The sequence below is a fragment of the Qipengyuania sphaerica genome (genome assembly GCF_019711595.1).
GTDB classification, from domain to species: Bacteria; Pseudomonadota; Alphaproteobacteria; order Sphingomonadales; family Sphingomonadaceae; genus Qipengyuania; species Qipengyuania sphaerica.
The window spans coordinates 94,892-116,887 of the sequence record NZ_JAIGNR010000001.1; the positions used below are offsets into that span (position 1 = coordinate 94,892).

At 63.3% G+C, this 21,996-nt stretch carries 17 protein-coding genes; 11 read left to right on the top strand and 6 right to left on the bottom strand.

Going from position 1 to position 21,996, the window contains the following annotated elements; all coding sequences use genetic code 11:
* Positions 1 to 4: 4 nt before the first annotated feature.
* Positions 5 to 319: a DUF5076 domain-containing protein gene (locus tag K3178_RS14265; protein WP_221569440.1), complete on the bottom strand. Its 315-nt coding sequence runs from the start codon at positions 317 to 319 to the stop codon at positions 5 to 7.
* Positions 316 to 1,482, bottom strand: a complete 1,167-nt coding sequence (locus K3178_RS00475; protein WP_282098826.1) for an isovaleryl-CoA dehydrogenase — start codon at positions 1,480 to 1,482, stop codon at positions 316 to 318. Before K3178_RS00475 ends, K3178_RS14265 begins: the two co-directional genes overlap by 4 nt.
* 173 nt (positions 1,483 to 1,655) lie before the next feature.
* On the opposite strand from K3178_RS00475, the gene K3178_RS00480 reads away from it, so the two are divergent.
* The 4 genes from K3178_RS00480 to K3178_RS00495 are packed head-to-tail and all read left to right on the top strand — an operon-like array spanning position 1,656 to position 6,016.
* Complete coding sequence (locus K3178_RS00480) at positions 1,656 to 3,182, top strand: sensor histidine kinase (protein ID WP_221569442.1); 1,527 nt, start codon at positions 1,656 to 1,658, stop codon at positions 3,180 to 3,182.
* A gap of 55 nt (positions 3,183 to 3,237) precedes the next feature.
* Positions 3,238 to 3,717, top strand: a complete 480-nt coding sequence (locus tag K3178_RS00485; protein WP_221569443.1) for a hypothetical protein — start codon at positions 3,238 to 3,240, stop codon at positions 3,715 to 3,717.
* Positions 3,714 to 4,481 (top strand): ATP-binding cassette domain-containing protein, encoded by a 768-nt coding sequence (locus K3178_RS00490; protein ID WP_221569444.1) that lies wholly within the window; start codon positions 3,714 to 3,716, stop codon positions 4,479 to 4,481. Before K3178_RS00485 ends, K3178_RS00490 begins: the two co-directional genes overlap by 4 nt.
* Positions 4,478 to 6,016 (top strand): ABC transporter permease/substrate-binding protein, encoded by a 1,539-nt coding sequence (locus K3178_RS00495; protein ID WP_221569445.1) that lies wholly within the window; start codon positions 4,478 to 4,480, stop codon positions 6,014 to 6,016. The genes K3178_RS00490 and K3178_RS00495 overlap by 4 nt, the downstream gene beginning before the upstream one ends.
* A 1-nt stretch (position 6,017) precedes the next feature.
* On the opposite strand, the gene K3178_RS00500 is transcribed toward K3178_RS00495, so the two are convergent.
* Genes K3178_RS00500 through lgt form a run of 3 tightly spaced genes read right to left on the bottom strand, consistent with a single transcriptional unit; the run spans position 6,018 to position 8,396 of the window.
* Positions 6,018 to 6,428 carry a DUF2147 domain-containing protein gene (locus tag K3178_RS00500; protein ID WP_221569446.1) on the bottom strand — a complete coding sequence of 137 codons (411 nt, stop codon included), beginning with the start codon at positions 6,426 to 6,428 and terminating at the stop codon, positions 6,018 to 6,020.
* Positions 6,429 to 6,471: 43 nt separating this feature from the next.
* Entirely contained in the window at positions 6,472 to 7,518 is a 1,047-nt protein-coding gene (locus tag K3178_RS00505; protein WP_221569447.1) for a class I SAM-dependent methyltransferase, read from the bottom strand.
* Entirely contained in the window at positions 7,515 to 8,396 is an 882-nt protein-coding gene (gene lgt / locus K3178_RS00510; protein ID WP_221569448.1) for a prolipoprotein diacylglyceryl transferase, read from the bottom strand. The genes K3178_RS00505 and lgt overlap by 4 nt, the downstream gene beginning before the upstream one ends.
* A gap of 177 nt (positions 8,397 to 8,573) precedes the next feature.
* Here lgt and K3178_RS00515 point away from each other — a divergent pair, with 177 nt between their 5' ends.
* From K3178_RS00515 to K3178_RS00525, 3 genes are all read left to right on the top strand, one after another.
* Entirely contained in the window at positions 8,574 to 10,268 is a 1,695-nt protein-coding gene (locus tag K3178_RS00515; RefSeq protein WP_221569449.1) for a class I adenylate-forming enzyme family protein, read from the top strand.
* Positions 10,265 to 13,024 carry a [protein-PII] uridylyltransferase gene (locus tag K3178_RS00520; protein WP_221569450.1) on the top strand — a complete coding sequence of 920 codons (2,760 nt, stop codon included), beginning with the start codon at positions 10,265 to 10,267 and terminating at the stop codon, positions 13,022 to 13,024. Before K3178_RS00515 ends, K3178_RS00520 begins: the two co-directional genes overlap by 4 nt.
* Positions 13,025 to 13,108: 84 nt before the next feature.
* On the top strand, positions 13,109 to 15,433 hold the full coding sequence (locus K3178_RS00525; protein ID WP_221569451.1) for a TonB-dependent receptor: 2,325 nt from the start codon (positions 13,109 to 13,111) through the stop codon (positions 15,431 to 15,433).
* 56 nt (positions 15,434 to 15,489) lie between these two features.
* Here K3178_RS00525 and K3178_RS00530 read toward each other — a convergent pair whose 3' ends face one another.
* Positions 15,490 to 16,155, bottom strand: a complete 666-nt coding sequence (locus K3178_RS00530; protein WP_221569452.1) for a YggS family pyridoxal phosphate-dependent enzyme — start codon at positions 16,153 to 16,155, stop codon at positions 15,490 to 15,492.
* A gap of 22 nt (positions 16,156 to 16,177) precedes the next feature.
* Between K3178_RS00530 and K3178_RS00535 the strand changes: the two genes are divergently transcribed.
* The 4 genes from K3178_RS00535 to ald all read left to right on the top strand — a co-directional run bounded on the left by K3178_RS00535 (position 16,178) and on the right by ald (position 21,857).
* Entirely contained in the window at positions 16,178 to 16,705 is a 528-nt protein-coding gene (locus K3178_RS00535; protein WP_345719826.1) for a thiamine phosphate synthase, read from the top strand.
* A gap of 55 nt (positions 16,706 to 16,760) precedes the next feature.
* Positions 16,761 to 19,094, top strand: a complete 2,334-nt coding sequence (locus K3178_RS00540; RefSeq protein ID WP_221569454.1) for an FtsK/SpoIIIE family DNA translocase — start codon at positions 16,761 to 16,763, stop codon at positions 19,092 to 19,094.
* Positions 19,095 to 19,103: 9 nt separating this feature from the next.
* Complete coding sequence (locus K3178_RS00545) at positions 19,104 to 20,663, top strand: DUF389 domain-containing protein (protein WP_221569455.1); 1,560 nt, start codon at positions 19,104 to 19,106, stop codon at positions 20,661 to 20,663.
* Between the two features lie 75 nt (positions 20,664 to 20,738).
* Positions 20,739 to 21,857 (top strand): alanine dehydrogenase, encoded by a 1,119-nt coding sequence (gene ald / locus K3178_RS00550; protein ID WP_221569456.1) that lies wholly within the window; start codon positions 20,739 to 20,741, stop codon positions 21,855 to 21,857.
* Positions 21,858 to 21,996: the final 139 nt, after the last annotated feature.

A 21,996-nucleotide genomic window follows, 5' to 3' on the forward strand; every position in this document is an offset into this window, starting at 1 on the left:
TGTTTCAGTTACTCGCGGGTTTGGGCGTATCAGTCGGATTCTCAAGTTCCGCCATCAATCCTGCGATGATGGCTTCTCTGACTCGATCGACGTCTTCAATCTGGAATTTATATGCGTAGGCGTGGGCCGCGTGATGCAAAAGATCCGAAAGCAAGATGCCGAAACCAAAAGGCTGAAGGCTTGAGGGCGGATCAATGAAGATGCCACCGTGGATGGGTTGTTCACCTTCAAGGAACACGCGCATGATCTCGCGGGCATCTTTCAGGTCGGCTTCGGCAAGATCAATAGAGCCGTCCGGCTGCGGGCGAACGACGCTCACCCGGCAGCCCCGATAAGTTCGCGCCCGATCAGCATGCGGCGGATCTCGTTCGTCCCCGCACCGATGTCGAGCAGCTTGGCATCGCGCATGTAGCGCTCCACCGGCCAATCGAGCGTATAACCTGCGCCGCCCAGCGCCTGGACGCTTTCAGCGGCCACGCGAAAGGCGTTTTCCGAAGCCAGCAGGATTGCGCCTGCCGCATCGAAGCGGGTGGTCTGGTTCGCATCGCAGCTCTTGGCCACGGCATAGGTGTAGGCGCGGGCCGATTGCAGAGCGACATACATGTCGGCCACCTTGGCCTGCATCAGCTGGAAGCTGCCGATGGGCTTTCCGAATTGTTTCCTTTCGCGAAGGTAGGGGATGACCGTGTCGAGGCAGGCCTGCATCACGCCGAGCTGCAAACCGGCGAGCACCACGCGCTCGTAATCGAGGCCGCTCATCAGCACGCCGACGCCGCCGTTTTCCGGGCCCATCACGTTTTCTTCGGGCACGAAGCAGTCGTCGAACACCAGCTCTGCTGTGGGCGAGCCGCGCATACCGACTTTCTCGATCTTCTGGCCGATCGAGAAACCCTCGAAATCCTTCTCGATCAGGAAGGTGGTGATGCCGCGGCTGGCCGCCTCGGGACTGGTCTTGGCATAGACCACCAGCGTATCGGCATAAGGCGCGTTGGTGATCCAGAACTTGGTGCCGTTGAGGACATAGCCGCCATCGACACGCTCGGCCTTGGTGCGCATCGAGACGACGTCCGATCCGGCGCTCGCCTCGCTCATGGCCAGGCTGCCGACATGCTCGCCGCTGATCAGCTTGGGGAGGTACTTCGCCCTCTGCTCCTCATTGCCCCAGCGCGCGATCTGGTTGACGCAGAGGTTGGAATGCGCGCCGTAGGACAGGCCCACCGAGGCGCTCGCGCGGCTGACTTCCTCGACCGCGATGACGTGTTCGAGATAGCCCAGGCCGAGGCCGCCGTCGGCTTCGGGAACGGTGATGCCATGGAGGCCGAGCTCGCCCATCGGCTGCCACAGCTCGCGCGGGAACCAGTCTTCGCGGTCGACTTTCTCGGCCAGCGGCTGGATCTGTTCATCGGAAAACCGGCTGACGGCATCGCGGATCATCTCGGCGCTTTCGCCGAGCTGAAAATCGAAGTCTGGGGTGGCGCGCAAAGTCTCTCTCCTGCAGCGGCACTGGGCCGCCATCAATTCTCCGCCGCGCGATAGCCGAGGTGGCGGACGCGTGCAAACCTATGAATTTCGGGGCTGAATCCCGGAGTCTGCGAAACTCAAAAACTTTTGATTGTGAGGGGGTTATCGGCTAATAAGTCTAATCAAGAATGGATATGGTGGCATCGAAGGGGTCGAATTGGCCGGAGGGGCGTGCGCCCGAGGCTCGCTATTGCGGCGAGGAAGAGCGGCTGTCCGTGCTCGCCACCTACGGCGGTCAGGACCTTGTCGGCGATCCGGAACTTGAAGACATTGCCGGTTTCGCCGCGAAGCTGTGCGAAGTTCCGATGGCGATGGTCACCGTGGTCGAGGCGGAGCACCAGCGTTTTCTCGCCAAGACCGGGCTCGATGCGGAAACCACCCCGCGCCCGACCAGCTTCTGCGCGCACGCCATGCTCGGTGCAGAGCCGATGGTCATCCCCGATGCGCGCGAAGACGAACGGTTCGAGGGTAATGCGCTGGTCACGGGCGAACCGCATATCCGGTTCTACGCCGGCCAGCCGCTGATCTCTCCCGAAGGCGCCCCGCTGGGCGCGCTTTGCGTTATCGATACCAAGCCGCGTGCAGAGGGTCTGACCGACCTCCAGCGCCAGGGCCTTGCAGTGCTCGCGCAATCGGTCATGCGCCGGCTGGGGCAGAGGCGGCTGGGGCGCCACGTCAACCTGACGCTTGAAAAGAGCGAGCGCGAATTGCGCCGCATGGTCGACAGTGTGCCCGGCATCGCCTGGCGCGCCGACGACAAGGGCAATTTCACCTATGTGAACGCGCGGTGGAAAGAACTTACCGGCATCGAGCCCCCCACGACCACCGAGGAATGGAAGGTCGCCATCCATCCCGAGGACTGGGATGGATCGCTCGCGAAATTCCTCACGGCGGTCGAGACCAATTCCCTGTTCGAGGACGAATGGCGCTTGCGCATGTCCGACGGCAGCTATCGCTGGGTCCAGTCGCGCGCCATGCCGGTGATTACCGAGGGTCAGCCGACGAGCTGGTTCGGCACGGTGATCGATATCGACAAGGCCCATCGCCTGTCCGAAGCACGCGATCTGCTGGCGGGCGAACTCTCGCATCGGATCAAGAACATCTTCGCCGTCGTGTCCGGCCTCATCGCCCTGCGCTCGCGCAACCGGCCCGAGGCGAAGGAGTTTGCGGACGATCTGAGTTCGGCGATCCGGGCGTTGGGGACCGCGCATGACTATGTGCGCCCCGACGACGGGCGCGGGGCAGACAATCTCCAGGGCCTCCTCGAAGACCTGCTTGCCCCCTATGAAGGGGCGAAGGGCGAGCGTGTTCATATCAAGGGCGACGATGTGATCATCGGTTCGCGCGCCGCGACCCCGCTGGCCCTTATCTTCCACGAACTTGCCACCAATGCGGCGAAATACGGTGCGCTCGGCAATCATGACGGCAAGGTAGAGATCGAAATCCGCCAGCCGTGCGGCGAGGAAGACGAGGTCTGCGTTTTCTGGCGGGAATCGTCGAGCTGCGAGGACAAGCGCGAGGACGGCGAAGGCGAAGGCTTCGGCTCGCGCATGTTGCGCATGGCGATCGAAGGCCAGCTGGGCGGGCGGTTCAGCCGTGCCTTTTCCGATGATGGCCTCGACGTGGAAATCGCATTCCCACTGGCTTCGCTCGGCCACTGAACCAGCCCCTCGCCAAGCTGGCGGTCATTTCCTATGGTCGGCCTCGAGATAGCGAATGGAGGCAGGTTTGAGGGGCAATTTCACGGTTCTGGCGACGGCAGCGGCTTTGGCCGTGGTGTCATGCGCTCCTGCGGAGGAAGATGCGCCTGCCGACAGCGGAGAGGTCGTCGCAACGCCGAGCGAAACGCCCTCGGGCAAGCCTGCCCCCGACACCTTCGCCGGAACCGCCTGGCGCATCACGGCAGAAGACGGCGCGCGCTATACGACGCTGCTCGATGAGGATGGGACCTATCGCGACCTGCGCAATGGGGATCCTTGGCAGGAAGGCGACTGGACCTATGCCGACGGTCCGGGCGGCAAGCAATTGTGTCTCAAGCCCGATCATGAAGATGGTCGCGAACGATGCTGGCAGCCGGGCCGGATGAAGGACGATGCGATGATCGCTACCGGGCCGGGCGACCGGCGGATAGAGCTTCTCAAGGTCGCATATACCGCACCTGAAACGGGTGACGCCGAGGGCGAAGCCGAAGAGTGACTTCGACCGAACGTCCGGCGCTCTCCTTTTGCGACATTGCGAAGAGCTATGGCGCGACCTGTGCCGTCGACGGCGTCTCGCTCGAAATTCCGCGCGGCCAGTTCGTCGCGCTGGTAGGCGCGAGCGGATCGGGCAAATCGACGCTGCTCAAGACCGTCAACCGGCTGGTCGAGCCAAGCTCCGGCAGAGTGCTGTTCGATGAACCCTATGTTGCGGAAATGCCTTTGCCCTCGCTCAGGCGGCGCATCGGCTACGTCTTCCAGTCCATCGGCCTCTTCCCGCATATGAGCGTGGCGGAGAACATCGCCATCGGGCCAAGGCTTGCAGGCGAGCGCCTAGCCTCCGGGCGGATCGATGAATTGCTCGAACTGGTCGAATTGCCGAGCGAGATGGCGGGGCGGATGCCCGATGCCCTGTCCGGCGGCCAGCGGCAGAGGGTCGGCGTTGCGCGAGCGCTGGCCGGATCGCCCGAGCTGTTGCTGATGGACGAGCCCTTCGGCGCGCTCGACCCGGTGACCCGCGATGCGCTGGGTGAACGCGTGCGCGCGCTGCATGCCGAACTTGGTCTCACCACGATCCTCGTGACGCATGACATGGCCGAGGCGCTCTTGCTCGCAGACCGTGTGCTGGTGATGGACGCGGGGCGCATCGTGGCCGACGAATTGCCCGAAGCGCTGGTGGCCGGAGAAGGTGGCGAGATCGCGCAATCGCTGGTTGCCGTCCCGCGCCACCAGGCCGAGCGCCTCAAGGAGCTGTCGAAATGAACGGTCTCTGGACTGCTCTTCTAGGACTGGGCGACCAGCTGGCAGCCCATGTCCTGCTGTCGGCAGCGGCTATCGCGCTGGGGATCGCAGTGGCGCTTCCTCTGGCCGTGTGGGCCAGCCAGTCGGAAAAGGTCGCCCGCGCGTCGCTCGCTTTCGCAAGCCTCGTCCAGACCATCCCCGCGCTGGCGCTGCTGGCGCTCTTCTTCCCGATCCTGCTGAGCCTGCGCGCAGTGTTCGGCGAGGGCCTGCCGACGCTCGGCTTCCTGCCCGCGCTGCTGGCGCTGGCGCTCTATGCCTTGTTGCCCATCCTCAGGAATGCGGTGACCGCGCAGGCCAATCTCGACCCCGGTGTGATCGAGGCTGCCGAAGGCGTCGGCATGAGCTTTCGCCAGCGCCTCTGGCTTGTCGAGGCGCCCCTGTCCGCGCCCTACATCATGGCTGGTATCCGTACCGCCGCAGTGTGGACCATCGGCGCCGCCACACTCGCAACGACCATCGGTCAGAAGAGCTTGGGCGATCCGATCTTCGCCGGGCTCCAGACCCAGAACTGGGTGCTGGTTCTTGCCGGCTGCATCGCGAGCGCCGGACTGGCGCTGGTGGCCGATACACTGCTCGGCCTGATCGAGCGCGGCTTTCGAGAGCGGCGGCGCCGCTTGTGGCTCGGCGGGCTGGTTGCCGTGTCGCTTGGTGTGGGGGCTGCCCTGTTCGCACAATTCGGCGGCAGCGAGGACGATGACCGCATCGTCATCGGCGCCAAGGGATTTTCCGAGCAATACATTCTCGCGCGCCTGATCGGTCAGAGGCTCGAAGCGGAAGGCTTTGCGGTCGAATATCGCGACGGACTGGGTTCGGCGGTCGCGCATAGCGCTGCGGCGAGCGGGGATGTCGATGTCTACGTCGACTATACCGGCACGATCTGGGCCAACCAGATGAAGCGCACCGACAGTCTGCCGCGCGAGGCCATGTACGACGAACTTGTGGCGTGGGAGACCGAGAATACGGGGATGCGAGTGCTCGGCCGGCTGGGGTTCGAGAATGCCTATGGGCTGGCCGTCCCGCAGGAACGCGCGAATATGAGCGGGCTGCAATCGATCGAGGACCTCGCGCGCGTCGCGCCGCAGCTCACGATCGGCGGTGATCCGGAATTCTTCGAGCGGCCTGAATGGATCGCGGTGCGCGATGCCTATGGCCTGCGGTTCGGGGAAAAGCGCAATTTCTCGCCAACCTTCATGTACAACGCGCTGGTTTCGGGCGAAGCGCATGTGATCGGAGCCTACACCTCGGACGGGCGAATAGAGGCAGACAATCTTGCCATCCTCGCCGATCCCAAAGGCGCCTTTCCCAACTATGACGCGATCATCCTGCTCAGCCCGGCGGCGGGACGTAACGCGGCGCTAGTGGCGGCGCTCGAACCGCTCGTCGATGCCATCGATGTGGGCGCGATGCGTGAGGCCAATTACTCGGTCGACCGCGAAGAAGACAAACTTTCCTTCGACGAGGCAGCCCGGCGGCTGGCGGCGCGAGCCGGGCTTTAACCTAAGGCGCGCGCTTCCAGGTCTGGGTCTGGCAGAACGGGCCGAGGCAACCTTTGACTTCGAGGGTCGTGGCATTCAGCCGGCGGATGACCGAACGATAGGTCTTGCCGCTCTTCGGATCATAGATCTGGCCTCGCCACTGATCGCCGTCGGCCGAAAAGCCGGTGAGGATCGCCATACCGAGAAGCTTTCGGCTTCGCAGCTTCGGTTCCCTGTTATTGACGTCGCGCTGGTCGGCGCCTTGCGGCGGAGCGACGAGGAACTTGCTGATCCGTCCGCACACCGATTTCCCGCAATCGCCGATCGTGATGACCGCGTCCCGCTCCGCCGTCAGCCACCGGCCCTCGACCGGCTGGGCTGCGAGCAGCGGAGATGCTGCGAACAAGGTGGCAAGGGCGAGCAGCTTCTTCATCGGCAACCTCCAATGGCGAATTGCTAGCTTAAGCAGATGAACCTCAGCCGAAGCCCGCGCCGCGTTGGCCGCCGCGCGGAGTGATCGCCATGACCTTGAAGAGTTCGCCCATCGCTTCGGTTCCCGTGAGGCGGGCATGGGCGGCGGCAATTTCCTCCGCGCGCTCGGGGCTGCGCTGTGAGAGTGCCTGTGCGCGCAAGTCGATGCCCATGGCGCGCAGCCAGTCGCCCTGCGTCGCGGTGGCGACCGCCAGTCCCTCGCGTTTCGCGATCTCCGCAAGTGTTGCGAAATCGACGAGAGCGGTCAGGTCCATTTCGCCCGGCGCATCGAAGACGCCGGTTTTCTCGTGCGCTTTCACCGCCTGCAGTGTCTCGCCGCACCGGGGCTCGAGATAGCCGTAATCGATGAACAGCGCGGCGCCTCCCTGGATATCGATGCGCCGCGCAATCTCCTCGATCGTCGCGGCGGCTGCCGGGCAGGTCTCGATGACCGTGCCGATTGGCTGCGCGCGGCGGCCTTCGGGTACGGCATCGTCCATCGGGCTCGGGCCCGCAGAGAACACGAACTGATCCCCGTCGAATGCGACCATCCGTTCGCGCCAACCGCGCTCGGTCATCACCAGCTGGCGGATCGGCAGCGCATCGAGGAACTCGTTGGCCACGATGTAGAGCGGCCCGTCTTCGGGGAGCGTGTCCAGCCCATCGTGGAATGTCGCGGCCGTGAGCGCGCCGCTCTGGACTTGCCGCAAGGCTTCCGATCCCTCCATCAGGTGCACCTTCGGCATCAGCCCCTGGCTCGCCATTGCACGCAGGGCATCGCGCGCCAGCGTTCCGCGTCCGGGGCCCAGCTCGACATAGGAGGCATCGGGCTTGCCCGACCGGCTCCACAAATCAGCCAACCACAGACCGACCATCTCGCCGAACATCTGGCTGATTTCGGGCGCGGTGGTGAAATCGCCGCCTGCACCCAGCGGATCGCGGCTTGCATAATAGCGCGCGTTGCTTTCGCCCATGTAACGCGAGACGGGCATCGGCCCGTGGCCCTCGATCAGGCGGCGGAACGTCGCGGCAAGATCGCCGCCCCCGCTCATGCTGTCTGCGGCTTGGGTGCTGCCTTCTTGCTGCCTCCCACAGGCGGTTTGACCAGCGAATAGATGATGACGGCAAGGCCGATTGCGATCATCGGCAGGCTGAGCCATTGACCGCGCGAGAGCCCGGTCTGTTCGACCACATAGATAAGGTGTTCGTCCGGGGCGCGGAAGTACTCGTTGACGAAGCGGCCGATGCCCATGCCGACTGTGAACAGGCCGACCAGCAATCCGGCGCGATAGCGGGCGCGGGTGCTCCAGAAGAGAGCGATCAGGAATATTCCGAGCAGCAGGCCTTCAAGCCCCGCCTGGTAGAGCTGGCTGGGATGGCGGGCGACGTCGCCACCGGTCGGGAATACCATCGCCCATGGCACATCGCTTTCGACCGGGCGGCCGTAAAGCTCGCCATTGATGAAGTTTGCGAAGCGGCCGAGCATGTAGCCGAGCGGGACATTGACCGCGATGTAATCGCACACGCGCAACCAGTTCAGCCCGCCGCGCCACGCGACCCAGCTGATCGCCACCAGCACGCCGATGACCCCGCCATGGAAGCTCATCCCGCCGTTCCACATCTGGAACAGCTCGACACTGCCGAACAATTCGGGCCGGTAAAAGGCTGCATATCCGAGCCGCCCGCCGAGGATGACACCAAGCGTACAATAGAAGAACAGGTCGTCCGCGTGCCGCTGTGCGAGCGGGGCACCGGGCGCCTTGATCATCTTCGACAGGTGCCAATAGGCCAGCACCACCCCGCCGATATAGGCGAGCGAGTAGTAACGCAGCTGGAAGCCGCCGATCTCGAACAGGTAGGGTCTCAGCCCCAGTTCCGCCCACTGGATCGGTTCGGATGCAGCCGCGGTCGCGGCCAGTAGTGACAGCAAGGTTTTATCCCCTTAGAGACTATTCGAAAGCCGCCATGCGCGACCCGTTTCGGATGCGGCTTTTGGCATAGCAGGCCTTTTGGGGAAAGCCTGTCTCGCATCCCTTTTCGCTTTATGCGGCAGGGGCGTGCGGCCCATGCCACGCGCAACCACATTGGAGAGGACCAGACTAAAGCCATGCCGACCGATCTCGACAAGGATATCCAGCGTTTCACTGCCGCCGTCACTGCCCCCGGCCAGATGTTCGAACTCATCGAAACGACCCGCCGCGGCGTAGAAATGCCGGCCTTCAAGAACGCACCCCCCAGCCTCGCGCATTATTTTGCTTACTTCGCCAACGAGAAGAAGGACGAGCTTTTCCTCGTCGACGGCGACCTGCGTCTCACCTTCGGGCAAGTCTATGCCGCCGCTGCCAATGTGGCGCATGGCCTTGCGACCAGGCATGGATTGAAGAAGGGTGACCGCGTCGGGATTGCCGCGCGCAACTCGGTCAACTGGATCCTCGCTTATATGGGCACGTTGATGGCTGGTGGATGCGCCACGCTGTTGAACGGTTGGTGGACCGGCGAGGAAATGGCCTACGGCATCGACCTGTGCGAATGTTCGCTGGTGCTGGCCGATCCGCAGCGCGCAGCGCGCATGGAAGGACAGGACATCAAGGCGAATGTGGTCGTATTCGACCATGGCGAGCCGTCCGAGGGCCTCGCGCCGATCTGGGCGGAAGGCGACACGGCGATGCAGATGCTCGGCCAACTCGGGCCGGACGACCTGGCGACCATCCTTTACACCTCGGGTTCAACGGGCAATCCGAAGGGTGCCTATTCGGACCACCTCGGCGTGGTCTCGGGCACGATGAACTATGTCGCGCAGACCGCGATGATCCTCCAGATCCTGACCGAGCGCGGCGAAGCGCCGACCGTCCAGCCGAGCGCGCTGGTGGCCGTGCCGCTGTTCCATGTCACCGGCGAGGTTCCGCTCTTCCTCCAGAGTTTTGCGCTGGGCCGCAAGCTGGTGCTGATGCCCAAGTGGGATGCGCGCGAGGCGCTGCGCCTGCTCGACGAGGAAAAGATCACCTATTTCGTCGGCGTCCCGCTGATGAGTTTCGAGTTGGCCACCCATCCCGAGCGCGACCAGTTCGACCTTTCGCAGTGCAAGAGCTTTGCCGCCGGCGGCGCCCCGCGTCCGCCAGAGCATGTAACCAAGATCAAGGAAGCCTTTCCCGATGGCTTCCCCCTGCTTGGTTATGGCCTGACCGAAACCAACGCAGTGGGCTGCGGCAACCTCAACGAGAACTACATGGCCAAGCCCGGTTCGACCGGCATGGCTTCGAAACCGCTGGTGGATCTCGCCATACTCGACGACGACGGCAACAAGCTGGCGCAGGGCGAGGTGGGCGAGGTCTGCATTCGCTCGGTCGCCAATTTCCTCGGCTACTGGAAAAACGAGGAAGCTACCGCTTCTGCCTATACCAAGGATGCCTATTTCCGCACCGGCGACCTCGGCTATCTCGACGAGGACGGGTATCTCTTCATCGTCGACCGCAAGAAGGACATCATCATCCGCGGCGGCGAGAATATCTCCTGCATCGAGGTAGAAGAGGCGATCTACGCACACCCCGCTATCGCAGAATGCAGCGTCTTCGGAGTGCCTGACGAGCGGCTGGGTGAGATTCCCGCAGCGGTCTATTTCACGCACGAAGGCAAGGATCTCGAACCCGAGGAACTGCGCGAATTCCTGCGTGAACACATCGCGGCCTTCAAGGTCCCGGCGCATGTCTGGCGGTCCGAGCACCATCTGCCGCGGCTCGGCACGCAGAAGGTCGACAAGCGCACGGTGAAATCGACCTATGCCGAAAGTATAACTGCCGCTTGAGTACACCCGCGATCCCCGACCAGCGCGCCATCTTCGACCGGCGCGACGTCGCCTCCCGGGTGGAAGCGCTGGTCGCGGAGCATGGCGGCAAGTCGCGCCAGCCTGTCGTGGCTCTGCTCAAGACCGTGCTCGAAGCCGGGCGCGCTGAAATGGAGCGGCGGCTCGAGGCACGCCCCTCGGCCGGCCATTCCGTCGCAGGTGGCTATTCATTCCTCGTCGACCAACTGGTGCGCGTGATCCATGAATATGTGACGCAGCACACCTATCCGAACCCCAATCGCAGCCGGGGCGAGCGCCTCGCGATCATGGCGGTGGGCGGATATGGGCGCAGCGAAATGGCGCCGCATTCGGACGTCGATATCGCTTTCCTCGTCGGCGAGCGCCGCAACGCCTGGTGCGAACAGGTGGTCGAGGCGATACTCTACATATTGTGGGACCTGGGGCTGAAGGTCGGGCATTCCACCCGCACGCTGGACGAGGCGATCCGGCTGGCGAAAGACGATCTCACCATTCGCACCGCGCTGCTCGAAGGGCGCTATGTCTGGGGCGACCGCGACCTCTACGACGAGGGCGAGCGGCGCTACACGCTCGAAGTGGTCAAGGGCAACGAGCGCGCTTTCCTCTCCCAGAAGCTGGAAGAGCGTAACAACCGTCACAAGCGGATGGGCGACAGCCGCTATGTGGTCGAGCCGAATGTGAAGGACGGCAAGGGGGGCTTGCGCGACCTGCAGACGCTCTACTGGATCGGCAAGTTCCTCCACCGCGTCACCAATGCCGCCGAACTCGTCGATACCGGGCTGATGACCGATGCCGAATATCGCAGCTTCCGCCGTGCCGAACGCTTCCTGCTGGCTGTGCGCTGCCACATGCACATTATCACGGGTCGTGCGGAGGATCGGCTGACCTTCGACCTGCAGCGGCAGGTGGCAGAGAAGATGAAATTCGCCGACCGGCCGGGCAAGAGCAAGGTCGAACGCTTCATGCAGTTCTATTTCCTGCAGGCGAAGCGGGTCGGCAGCCTGACCGGCGTCTTCCTCGCGCACATCGAGGACGATCTTGCCAAGAATGCCGCGCGCAAGGGCTTCTTTGCAGGCTGGCGCCCCAAGTCGCGCGAGGTGAAGGGGTACCGCGTCTTCGGCGGGCGCATCCGCGCACCTTCGGACGACTGGTTCCGCAAGGACCCGGTGCGGCTTGTCGAGATCTTCCAGATTGCCGAGGAAGAGGGGCTGGAAGTCCACCCCGAAACCATGCGGCAGGCGGGCCGCGATGCAAAGCTGATCGACAATCAAGTGCGTGAGGATCCGCGCGCCAACCAGCTCTTCCTCGACTTGCTGTGCGGCCGAAACGATCCTGAAATGGTGTTGCGCTGGATGAACGAGGCGGGCGTGTTCGGCCGCTTCGTGCCCGATTTCGGCAAGGTCAACGCGCAGATGCAGTTCGACATGTACCACCACTATACGGTGGACGAGCATACGATCCGCGCGATCGGCCTGCTCAACCAGATCGAGAAGGGCGAACTCAAGGACGATCACCCGCGCGCCACGCGCCTGATCCACAAGGTCAATTCGCGCAGGGTCGCCTATGTCGCGGCGCTATTGCACGATATCGCCAAGGGGCGCGGCGGAGATCATTCTGTGCTCGGGGCCGAGGTCGCGCATGAACTGTGCCCGCGCTTCGGCCTCAACGACAGCGAGACCGAGCTCGTCGCATGGCTGGTGCTCAACCATCTTCTGATGAGCCACACGGCGCAGAAGCGCGACCTGACCGACCCCAAGACGATCGAGGATTTCGTCGGGCAGGTGCAGGGCCTCGAACGCCTGCGTCACCTCGCGATCCTGACTGCTGTGGATATTCGCGCCGTGGGGCCGGGAACATGGAACAGCTGGAAGGGCCAGCTTCTCGGCGAGCTCTACGATGTCTCGTCGGAGCGGCTCAGGCTCGGCCACATGCGCCATGGCCGCAAGGAAAAGGTTGCTGCCAAGCGGGCGCAGGTATCCGAATTGCTCGGCGACAAGGCAGCGCTGGTCGACGTGCATGGTGAGACCTTCGGCGATGCGTATTGGGTGGCCGAGCCGCTCGACATCATCGCGCTCAACCTTGTCCACTATGCCGCCGCGCGTGATCTGGGCCATGAGCTTTCGGTGCATTGCGAATATTACGAGGCGCGCGGGGCGACGCTGGTGACGGTGATCGCTTCGGACCACCCAGGCCTGTTCTATCGTATTGCCGGCGGCATCCACCTCGCGGGCGGGAATATCATCGACGCGCGCATCCACACCACGCGCACGGGCTGGGCGCTCGACAATTTTCTCGTGCAGGATCCGCACGGCGCGCCGTTCCGCGAGGCGCAGCAGCTCGAAAGGCTGGAGAAAAGCATCGAGGATGCTTTGGCAAACCGGGTCGACCTCACGCCGAAACTGGCCCAGCGCCCGCTGGCGCACAGCCGGTCCAAGGCATTCGACGTGTCACCCCGGGTGCTGTTCGACAACAAGGCATCGAACCGCTTTACCGTCATAGAGGTGAACGCTCGCGACCGTCCTGCGCTGCTCAACCGCCTGGCCCGCGTGCTGTTCGAGAACAGGCTGGTGGTCCATTCCGCGCATATCACAAATTATGGCGAACGCGCGGTCGATACCTTTTATGTGACCGATCTGACAGGCGGGAAACTGGCCGAGGGCGATCGCCAGAACCAGCTCGAAACCCGCCTGATCGAGGCGGCAAGTGATGCTTTACAGGCACGCTTGGAGGATGCCTAGCATACCTATGCACATTGTTTGTTGCAGATAGGTTGCAAATCCGCCACTGATTCTTGCGAGAGATTAACCCTGAGGAGAGCACCCATGCGTTCAACAACGCTTTCATTGCGCACACTCGCCGTTCTCGGCGCCGGCTTCACCCTGCTTCCGCAAGCCGCGCTTGCGCAGGACGAGGTCGACGAGGACACGCTCGAACAGCAGGACGAGCAGCCGCAAAGCGACCGGGCGATCGATGCCTATAACACCATCGTCGTAACCGGCACCAAGACACGCAACGCCGAAAACGTGCAGGACGTACCGCTCGCAGTGACGGCATTCAATTCGGACAGCCTCGATGCCCTGAAGGTACGCGATGTCCAGTCGCTGACCTACGCCGCGCCGAACGTTTCGCTCGACCAGATCGGCACCAGCCGTGGTACGGCCAACTTCTCGATCCGCGGTCTCGGCATCAACTCCTCCATTCCCTCGATCGACCCGACCGTGGGTGTCTTCGTCGACGGCGTCTATCTCGGTTTCAACGGCGGCGTCGTGTTCGACGTGTTCGATCTCGACAGCGTGGAAATCCTGCGCGGCCCGCAGGGCGTCCTCTTCGGACGCAACGTGACCGGCGGTGCAGTACTGCTCAACACCGGCAATCCGACCACGGACTTCACCGGCAAGTTCCGTGCATCGGTCGATGGCCCCTGGTTCGATGATCGCGGCGGGTCGAACTACACCGTCAGCGGCGTAGTCTCAGGCCCGATCGTCCCCGATACTCTGCTGTTCAAGCTGGGCGGCTACTACAACAAGGACGAAGGCTACTTCACCAACCTGTTCGACAATTCGAACCACGGCAAGGCCGAGACAAAAATCCTGCGCGGCGCGCTGGAAGGGCGCTTCGGCGACTTCATGATCCGCGGCAAGCTCGACTATTTCACCAGCGAGGGCGACGGCCCCTCGGGCCAGAACCGCGGCCTCTTCCGCCGCGACACCTTCGACATGTCGATCGACGAGCGCGGGAACTACGATAACGAGATCTGGACCGGCTCGGTCCATGCCGAACTCGATATCGGCCCTGGCACGCTGACTAATATCTTCGGCTATCGCACCTATAGCGCGACGACGCTTGGCGACATCGACAGCCTGCCGATCTTCGGTTTCCATTCCAGCACGAAGACCGATCAGGAGCAGATTTCCAACGAACTGCGCTATGCCATGTCGGGCGACGGTTTCGACCTGACCTTCGGCGGATTCTTTTTCGACCAAAGTATTGCTTATGACGAGGTACGCGACCTTCCGCCGCTCACCGCATTCACCTTCTACGGTGGCGGCGAGCAGGATCACCAGGTCCTTGGCGCTTTCGTTAACGGGCAGATTTACCTGAGTGATGCCCTTTCGGTGATTGCAGGGATCAGGTGGAGCCGCGAAGAAAAGGACGCAGGCGTTACCTATGTGCGTCCTCGTCCCGAATGTTCGGTTGTCGACGGAACATGCCCGACAAGCGGGATCAATCCATTCACCGGCGAAAATAACGGGTTCACCGATGACAACAGCTGGTCGAACTGGTCGCCCAAGCTCGGATTGCAATACGAGTTCGGTCGCGGCCAGATCTATGCGCATTGGACGCGTGGTTATCGTTCGGGCGGCTACAACTTCCGCGTCACCGATGTCCCGACGTTCGAAAATGTCGTCGTGCCGCTCAATGGCGGTGAGTTCTCTTTCGATGAGGAGAAAGTCGACAATTACGAACTGGGCGGGAAATTCCAGACCGACGACGGTGCCTTCACACTCAATGCGGCCGTCTACTACACCGACATTTCGGACATGCAGCGCGAGGTGAATACCTCCGGACCCGGTGCGGGGGTGGTCCAGAACATTCTGAACACGGCCGACACTTCAATCCTCGGCTTCGAGGCCGAAAGCCGCATGCGGGTTTCCGATTCATTGCTGTTCACCGCCAATCTGGGCCTAATCGATGCCGAGTATGACAGCGTCAAGTTCGACATTTCGGGCGACGGCGTGATCGACGATGCGGACCTTGCGCTCGCGCTACCTCGTGTCCCTGAGATCACCTGGGGTGTGGGCATGATCCACGAGCTCTATCTCGGATCGGGATCGATCACGACCCGCGTGAACTACCAGTTCCGCGACGAGTTCGCCTATACCGACAACAACTTCGGTTACATTCAGGATGCGCAGAACCTCGACGCCAACATCACCTGGGAAACCCCGATGGAAGGGCTCAGCTTCTCGCTCTACGGCAAGAACCTGCTCGACCAGGTGCAGGCCGGCGGCGATACGCAGCTGCCCTTCGGCGGACCGCTAAGCAATGGTGTGAACCGCCCGTTCGACTTCTTCCCTGCGCTAGGCACGCTCTCGCCGCTGTCGAAGGGTCGTCAGGTCGGCGTGGAGGCGCAGTTCGAGTTCTGATCGAACCGGGCATTACCCAATCGGGAAGGGGCGCTGCGAGGCGCCCCTTTTTCGTTTCAGCCGGATCGCTGTCCGAACAAGGCGGTGCCAACGCGGATGTGCGTTGCGCCGAGCATGATGGCGGTCGGGTAATCGCCGCTCATTCCCATGCTGCGGCCTTCAAGCCCGTGATCGCGAGCGAGCTTGTCGAGGAAGGCGAAGAAGGGTGCGGGTTCGATATCGGCGGGCGGCAGGCACATCAGTCCTGCCAAGGGGATATCGGCATCACGCGCCTGTTCGAGGAGGCTGGGCAATTCCGACACGGGGCAGCCGCCCTTCTGCGGTTCGTCACCCACATCGACCTGCACGAAACAGGGGACCTGTCGCCCGGTCTTGTCGAAGGCCTTGGCCAGAGCCGTCACGAGGCTGGTTCGGTCGAGCGAGTGTATAAAGTCAAACAGAGCGGCGGCATCCTCGGCCTTGTTCGATTGCAACTGTCCGACGAGATGTAGCTGGACGCCGGGATGGGCTTCGCGCAGCGCGGGCCATTTCTCCTGCGCTTCCTGAACGCGGTTCTCGCCGAAATGGCGCTGGCCTTCGAGCAGCAGCGGCTCGATCGCCGAGGCGGGATGTTTCTTGCTCACCGCCACCAGCGTGACATCGCCTGGATCGCGCCGCGCGCGCTTGCAGGCCTGCTGGATAGTGTGGAGAACCGACCGGAGCGGAGTATCTGCCTTTTCCATGGGGCTGCGCTATAGCGTCCCCGTGACCTCGCGCCAGACCCTTCCCCTGCTGTGGCTGCTTTCCGATGCCCGCAACGATGCGGGGCTGGAAGATGCGCTCGCTGCGCTGCCGCGCGGGTCGGGCTTCGTATTCCGCCATTACCATCTGCCCGAGGCAGAGCGTCGTCAGCGGTTCGAGACCCTTTCCCGCATCGCACGAGAGCGATCGCATTCTGTCATCCTGTCTCGTGCGAGCGGCTGGGGCGAAGACGGCCATTACGGCGCAAGACGCGTTGAAGGAAGCGGACTCTGGCTCGCCACCACGCATGACGGGGACGAGATCCGCGATGCCATCTCGGCCGGAGCTGCGGGCATCTTCCTCAGTCCCGTATTCCCGACGGCCTCGCACCCCGCCAGCGCTACCTTGGGCGTGCACGGCTTCCACGTCCTCGCCCAGCAATCCTCCGTGCCGGTCATCGCCCTTGGCGGCATGAACCACGAGCGGGCGCGGGAACTCGACTGGCCGCGCTGGGGGGCGATCGACGGACTCACCTCGACGAACATTACTTGACCTCGGACTCGCCGAGGACTCATACTGCGCGCCAAGACGGTAGAAGGGAATTTCAATGGCCACGCGCGCAGGCGCCAAATCCGATTGGCGGGCGGCTTTCCGCCGCTCGCTGCGCCGCGCCACGCATATGGCGGGGGCGGGGCTGCTGTTCGTGCTCCTGCTGTTCCTTGCCCTGGCGCTCGCCAGCTACACCCAGACCGACCCGAGTCTGTCCACCGCAGCTGCGGGAACGGGCATCGCCAACTGGATGGGCGCAAGCGGCGCATGGGCTTCCGAACGGGCCTATTTCTTCTTCGGCCTGCCTGCGCTGCTCCTGCTCCCACTCCTCTGGATTTCGGCCCGCCGCCTGTGGACCGGTGTCGAGGACCCGGACGAAGAGGAAACGCCCGGAAAGTGGTGGAGCCCATTTGCGCTTCTGATTTTGGCCATGGTGCTGCTCGGCACGGTCATCTCCCTCTTGTTCGCAGGAACTCCCGGTCCATTTCCTGCCGGGGCAGGAGGCCTTGCCGGCCTGCTCGGCGCGGGCGGTATCGATGCTGTCGCAACGCGCTTCGGCGGCGATTATTCGGGTTGGATCATCGGCGCGCTCGGCCTGGTCGCATTGGGCGGCGGGCTTGCGCTCGTAACCAAGGTGTTCGCCATCGATTGGGCGCAGTTCTTTACCTTGCCCGAAATGCTCAAGCGGCGCCCGCAGCTTTCGGACATCGATTTGCCGGTCAGCCCGAAAAAGCAGAAGCGTGCGAAACGCTCGGTGGTCGAAGACGAAGACGAGGACGAACCCGCCCGCGAACCGCGCCGCGCGCCCGAAATCGCCGATCCCGTTGCCGCACCCGCAAAGTCGCGTCCGGCGAAAGCCAAACAGCGCGACATGTTCGCAAATTACCAGCTGCCGAGCCACGACCTGCTCGCCGACCAGCCCGAGCACAAGGGTGTGAAACTCGACAAGATCGCGCTCGAACGCAACGCGCGCCTGCTCGAAAACGTGCTCGACGATTTCAACGTGAAGGGCGAGATTACTGCGGTGCGTGCCGGGCCGGTAGTGACGATGTACGAGCTCGAGCCCGCGCCCGGCATCAAGGCGAGCCGCGTGGTCGGCCTCGCAGAAGACATCGCCCGCAACATGAGCGCCATCAGCGCACGCGTTTCGCCCATTCCGGGCAAGACCGTGATCGGGATCGAATTGCCCAATGCCGACCGCCAGATGGTCAGCTACAAGGAGCTCGCCACATCGAGCGCCTTCATGGACCACAAGGGCAGCCTGCCGATGATCCTCGGCAAGGATATCGCGGGCGAGCCAATCATCGCCGACCTTGCCGCGATGCCCCACCTGCTCGTTGCCGGCACCACCGGCTCGGGCAAGTCGGTGGGTCTCAACGCGATCCTGCTGTCGCTGCTCTATCGCTTCACGCCCGACGAGTGCCGCATGATCCTGATCGATCCCAAGGTGCTCGAACTCAACACCTATGACGACATTCCCCACCTGCTCAGTCCGGTGGTGACCGAGCCCGCCAAGTCGGTCCGCGCCCTGAAATGGGCGGTCGAGGAAATGGAGAAGCGCTACCGGATGATGTCCTCGGTGAACTCGCGCAATATTGCTGGCTTCAACGAGAAAATTTCCGCGGCCATCGCGAAGGGCAAACCGCTGGGCCGCCGCGTGCAGACCGGGTTCGATCCCGAAACGGGCGAGGAGCTCTACGAGGAAGAGCAGCTCGACTACGAACCGCTGCCGCTGATCGTGCTGATCGTCGACGAACTGGCCGACCTCATGGTCACCGTGGGCAAGGAAATCGAGGTGTTGATCCAGCGTCTCAGCCAGAAATCGCGTGCGGCGGGCATCCACTTGATCATGGCGACGCAGCGCCCTTCGGTCGATGTCATCACCGGCGTCATCAAGGCAAACCTTCCGACCCGTATCAGCTTCAAGGTCACGAGCCGTATCGACAGCCGCACGATCCTCGGCGAACAGGGCGCAGAACAGCTGCTGGGCAAGGGCGACATGCTTTACAAGCCCAACACCGGAGCGATGATACGCGTGCACGGCCCCTTCGTCGGCGACGACGAAGTCGAGCGCGTGGCGGATCATTGGCGTGCGCAGGGCAAGCCCGACTACGTCGATGCGGTCACCGAAGAGCCCGAGGATGGCGGCTTCAATTTCGAGGACGATTTCACCGCCTCGGACAATCCCGAAGAGCGGAAGTATCGCCAGGCCTGCCAGATCGTGATCGAGAACCAGAAGGCGAGCGGCAGCTGGCTCCAGCGCCAGATGGGCGTGGGCTACAACACCGCGGCCAAGTGGATCGAGCGGATGGAGGCGGACGGTCTCGTCGGCCCCGCCAACCATGTCGGCCGCCGCGAAATTTATCGCGACCAGGACGGCAATCCGATCTAGGGCGGATCGATGAACGCTGCTGCCACCGACGCACCCACCGAAACCGCCGACCAGGAAGCCGATCGCAGGGCCAGCTGGGTATTCTCGCCCCTGGGACGTTCGCTGGCGCCGCTACGTCGCTATTGGCGCGATGCCGTCGTGGCGGATGTCGATCATCAAGCCGTGATCGCAAAAGTGGCACTCGAGTGTCCAGCCACCGCACGCTACTTCCTGATGGTCATGATGTCGGCCGGGATCGCCATTCTCGGCCTGCTTCTTTCCTCGGCGGCCGTGGTGATCGGGGCGATGCTCCTCTCGCCGCTGATGAGCCCGATCCTCGGGGTCGGTTTCGCGCTTGCGACGGGCAAGCAGAAATGGCTCAGGATCAGCGCGCGCTCGGTTGCGCTGGGCAGTCTTGCAGCGGTGCTGTTCTCTGCCTTCATCGTCCTGGTCTCGCCGCTCGAAACCATTACCGAAGAGATCGCTTCGCGAACCCGGCCAAACCTGCTCGATTTCCTTGTTGCCCTGTTCAGTTCGATCGCGGGTTCCTATGCCATGATCCGCGGGCGCGAAGGGACGATTGTCGGCGTCGCCATTGCAACTGCCTTGATGCCGCCGCTCGCGGTAGTCGGCTTCGGGCTTGCGACATTCAACTGGACGGTGTTCTTCGGCGCGCTGGGACTGTTCGTCACCAACTTCCTGACCATTGCTTTGACCGCCACGCTGATGGCGCGCCTCTACGGTTTTCGCACGACCCTCTCGAGGCGCCAGGGCTGGTTCCAGAATGTCGGTATTTTCTTCATCTTCGTCGCCATGGCTGTTCCGTTGGGTCTGTCCCTGCGTAGCATCGCATGGGAAGCAAATGCCCAGCGGGTGGTCCGCAACGCAATCCAGGCGGAGTTCGGTGCGCGCTCGCGCATCAGCGAGCAGTCGATCGATTGGGAGAGTGAACCCATGTCCGTTTCGGCAACGGTCTTCACCCCCGAATTCGACACCGATGCCAATTCCGATCTCACACGCTCGCTGGGCCAGCAGCTCGGTCGCGAGGTCACGGTCAATGTCGAACAGTTCCGTGTCGGCGCCGACCCGGGCGCGGCCGAACAGGCCGAACTGGCCCGTGCGCGCGCAGCGGAACAGGCTGCGGCGACGGAACGGCAGATTGCCGCGATGGTTGCGCGCATGGCGATGGCTGCGGGCGTCGATCGGGGCGACGTCATGCTCGATCGCGACACACGCCGGATGATCGCCAGCGCAAGGCCTTTGCCGGGCCTCACCCTTGAGGGTTACCGCGAGCTTGAACGTCGCGTTGCCGGCAAGACGCCGGGCTGGACGGTAGTCCTGCGACCGCCGGTGCAGCGCCTTCCGGCGATCGAGCTTGGAGAGAAGGGGCCGACCGGCGCAGGCTCCGTTTCGGAAGGCATCGTCCTCTGGGCGGCCCAGCGGCTTGAACTGCCCATCGTGCTTACGGGGCCCGCCCCCCAGACCGGGGCGCTGGCCAAGCGGCTGCGCGATGGCGATGCTATCGTCGACGAGGTGATCGAAGGACCCGGACCCTTCGTCACCGTGCAATGGGCCGATATGCCGCGCTGATCCGCTTGGCTTGCACCGCGCTTGCCGCAAACCGGTTTCACTTGTAACGGGTGCGCCGAGAAGGAGACTCGGCAAATGCGTATCGGTTGCCCCAAGGAAATCAAGAATCACGAATATCGCGTCGGCCTGACGCCGGAGAGCGCGAAGGAGCTGATCGTCCAGGGCAACGAGGTCTGGATCGAGACGCAGGCAGGCTGCGGCATCGATGCGACCGACGAGCAGTATGTCGAGGCAGGCGCGAAAATCGTCGACACGCCCGACGAGATCTTCGCCGAATGCGAAATGGTGGTGAAGGTCAAGGAACCGCAGGCGGTCGAACGCGCCAAGCTGCGCGAAGGGCAGATCCTCTACACCTATCTCCACCTTGCCCCCGACCCGGACCAGACCCGCGAACTCGTCGAGAGCGGTGTCACCGCCATCGCCTATGAAACCGTGACCGGACCGGGCGGCCAGCTGCCACTTCTCAAACCGATGAGCCAGGTCGCTGGACGCATGAGCGTGCAGGCAGGTGCCACCGCGCTTGAAAAGGCGCATGGCGGACGCGGCGTGCTGCTGGGCGGGGTACCGGGCGTGATGCCCGGCAAAGTCGTCGTGATCGGCGGCGGCGTGGTCGGTTTCAACGCGGCGCAGATGGCGGCCGGTCTCGGTGCCGACGTAACCATTCTCGACCGAGATCCCGACGTTCTCGAAAAGGTCGGCACGCATTTCGAAGCCCGCGCAAGCACGCGTTTCTCGAACGCTGCCAACCTCTACGATGCCGTATGCGGCGCAGATCTCGTGATCGGTGCGGTTCTGATCCCTGGCGCGGCCGCTCCCAAGCTGGTGACGCGCGAGATGCTGGGGGACATGCAGAAGGGCGCAGTTCTCGTCGATGTCGCCATCGACCAGGGCGGGTGCTTCGAAACGTCGAAGCCCACCACCCATGCCGATCCGACCTATGTGGTTGACGATATCGTGCATTACTGCGTTGCGAACATGCCGGGCGCAGTCGCGCGCACGAGCACCTATGCGCTCAATAATGTGACCCTGCCGCACGCGCTGCGCATCGCCCGGATGGGCTGGAAGAAGGCGTTGGGCAACGACCCGCATCTGGCCGAGGGTCTCAACGTTCACGCAGGCGAGGTCACCTACGAGGCCGTGGCCCGCGAACTGTCTTATGATTATCGCCCTGTTGCCGAGGTCCTGACCGCCTGAAGAGGCCTAATTTAGCCTTAGCTAATAGGTAATGGGACTTTAAGGCCTTCGCTGCTATGCACCGCGTCCAATGGGACGGGACGGTTTCATCTTTCCGCGGCTAGCCCTTGTGCGAGCCGCGCTTTCACTCGCGTTATGC

Excerpts from the sequence above, each read along its gene's own strand:
- K3178_RS00480 (WP_221569442.1), top strand. The coding sequence starts at position 1,656 with ATGGTGGCATCGAAGGGGTCGAATTGGCCGGAGGGGCGTGCGCCCGAG.
- K3178_RS00485 (WP_221569443.1), top strand. The coding sequence starts at position 3,238 with ATGGAGGCAGGTTTGAGGGGCAATTTCACGGTTCTGGCGACGGCAGCG.
- K3178_RS00495 (WP_221569445.1), top strand. The coding sequence starts at position 4,478 with ATGAACGGTCTCTGGACTGCTCTTCTAGGACTGGGCGACCAGCTGGCA.
- K3178_RS00500 (WP_221569446.1), bottom strand. The coding sequence starts at position 6,428 with ATGAAGAAGCTGCTCGCCCTTGCCACCTTGTTCGCAGCATCTCCGCTG.
- K3178_RS00505 (WP_221569447.1), bottom strand. The coding sequence starts at position 7,518 with ATGAGCGGGGGCGGCGATCTTGCCGCGACGTTCCGCCGCCTGATCGAG.
- K3178_RS00515 (WP_221569449.1), top strand. The coding sequence starts at position 8,574 with ATGCCGACCGATCTCGACAAGGATATCCAGCGTTTCACTGCCGCCGTC.
- K3178_RS00525 (WP_221569451.1), top strand. The coding sequence starts at position 13,109 with ATGCGTTCAACAACGCTTTCATTGCGCACACTCGCCGTTCTCGGCGCC.
- K3178_RS00530 (WP_221569452.1), bottom strand. The coding sequence starts at position 16,155 with ATGGAAAAGGCAGATACTCCGCTCCGGTCGGTTCTCCACACTATCCAG.
- K3178_RS00540 (WP_221569454.1), top strand. The coding sequence starts at position 16,761 with ATGGCCACGCGCGCAGGCGCCAAATCCGATTGGCGGGCGGCTTTCCGC.
- K3178_RS00545 (WP_221569455.1), top strand. The coding sequence starts at position 19,104 with ATGAACGCTGCTGCCACCGACGCACCCACCGAAACCGCCGACCAGGAA.
- ald (WP_221569456.1), top strand. The coding sequence starts at position 20,739 with ATGCGTATCGGTTGCCCCAAGGAAATCAAGAATCACGAATATCGCGTC.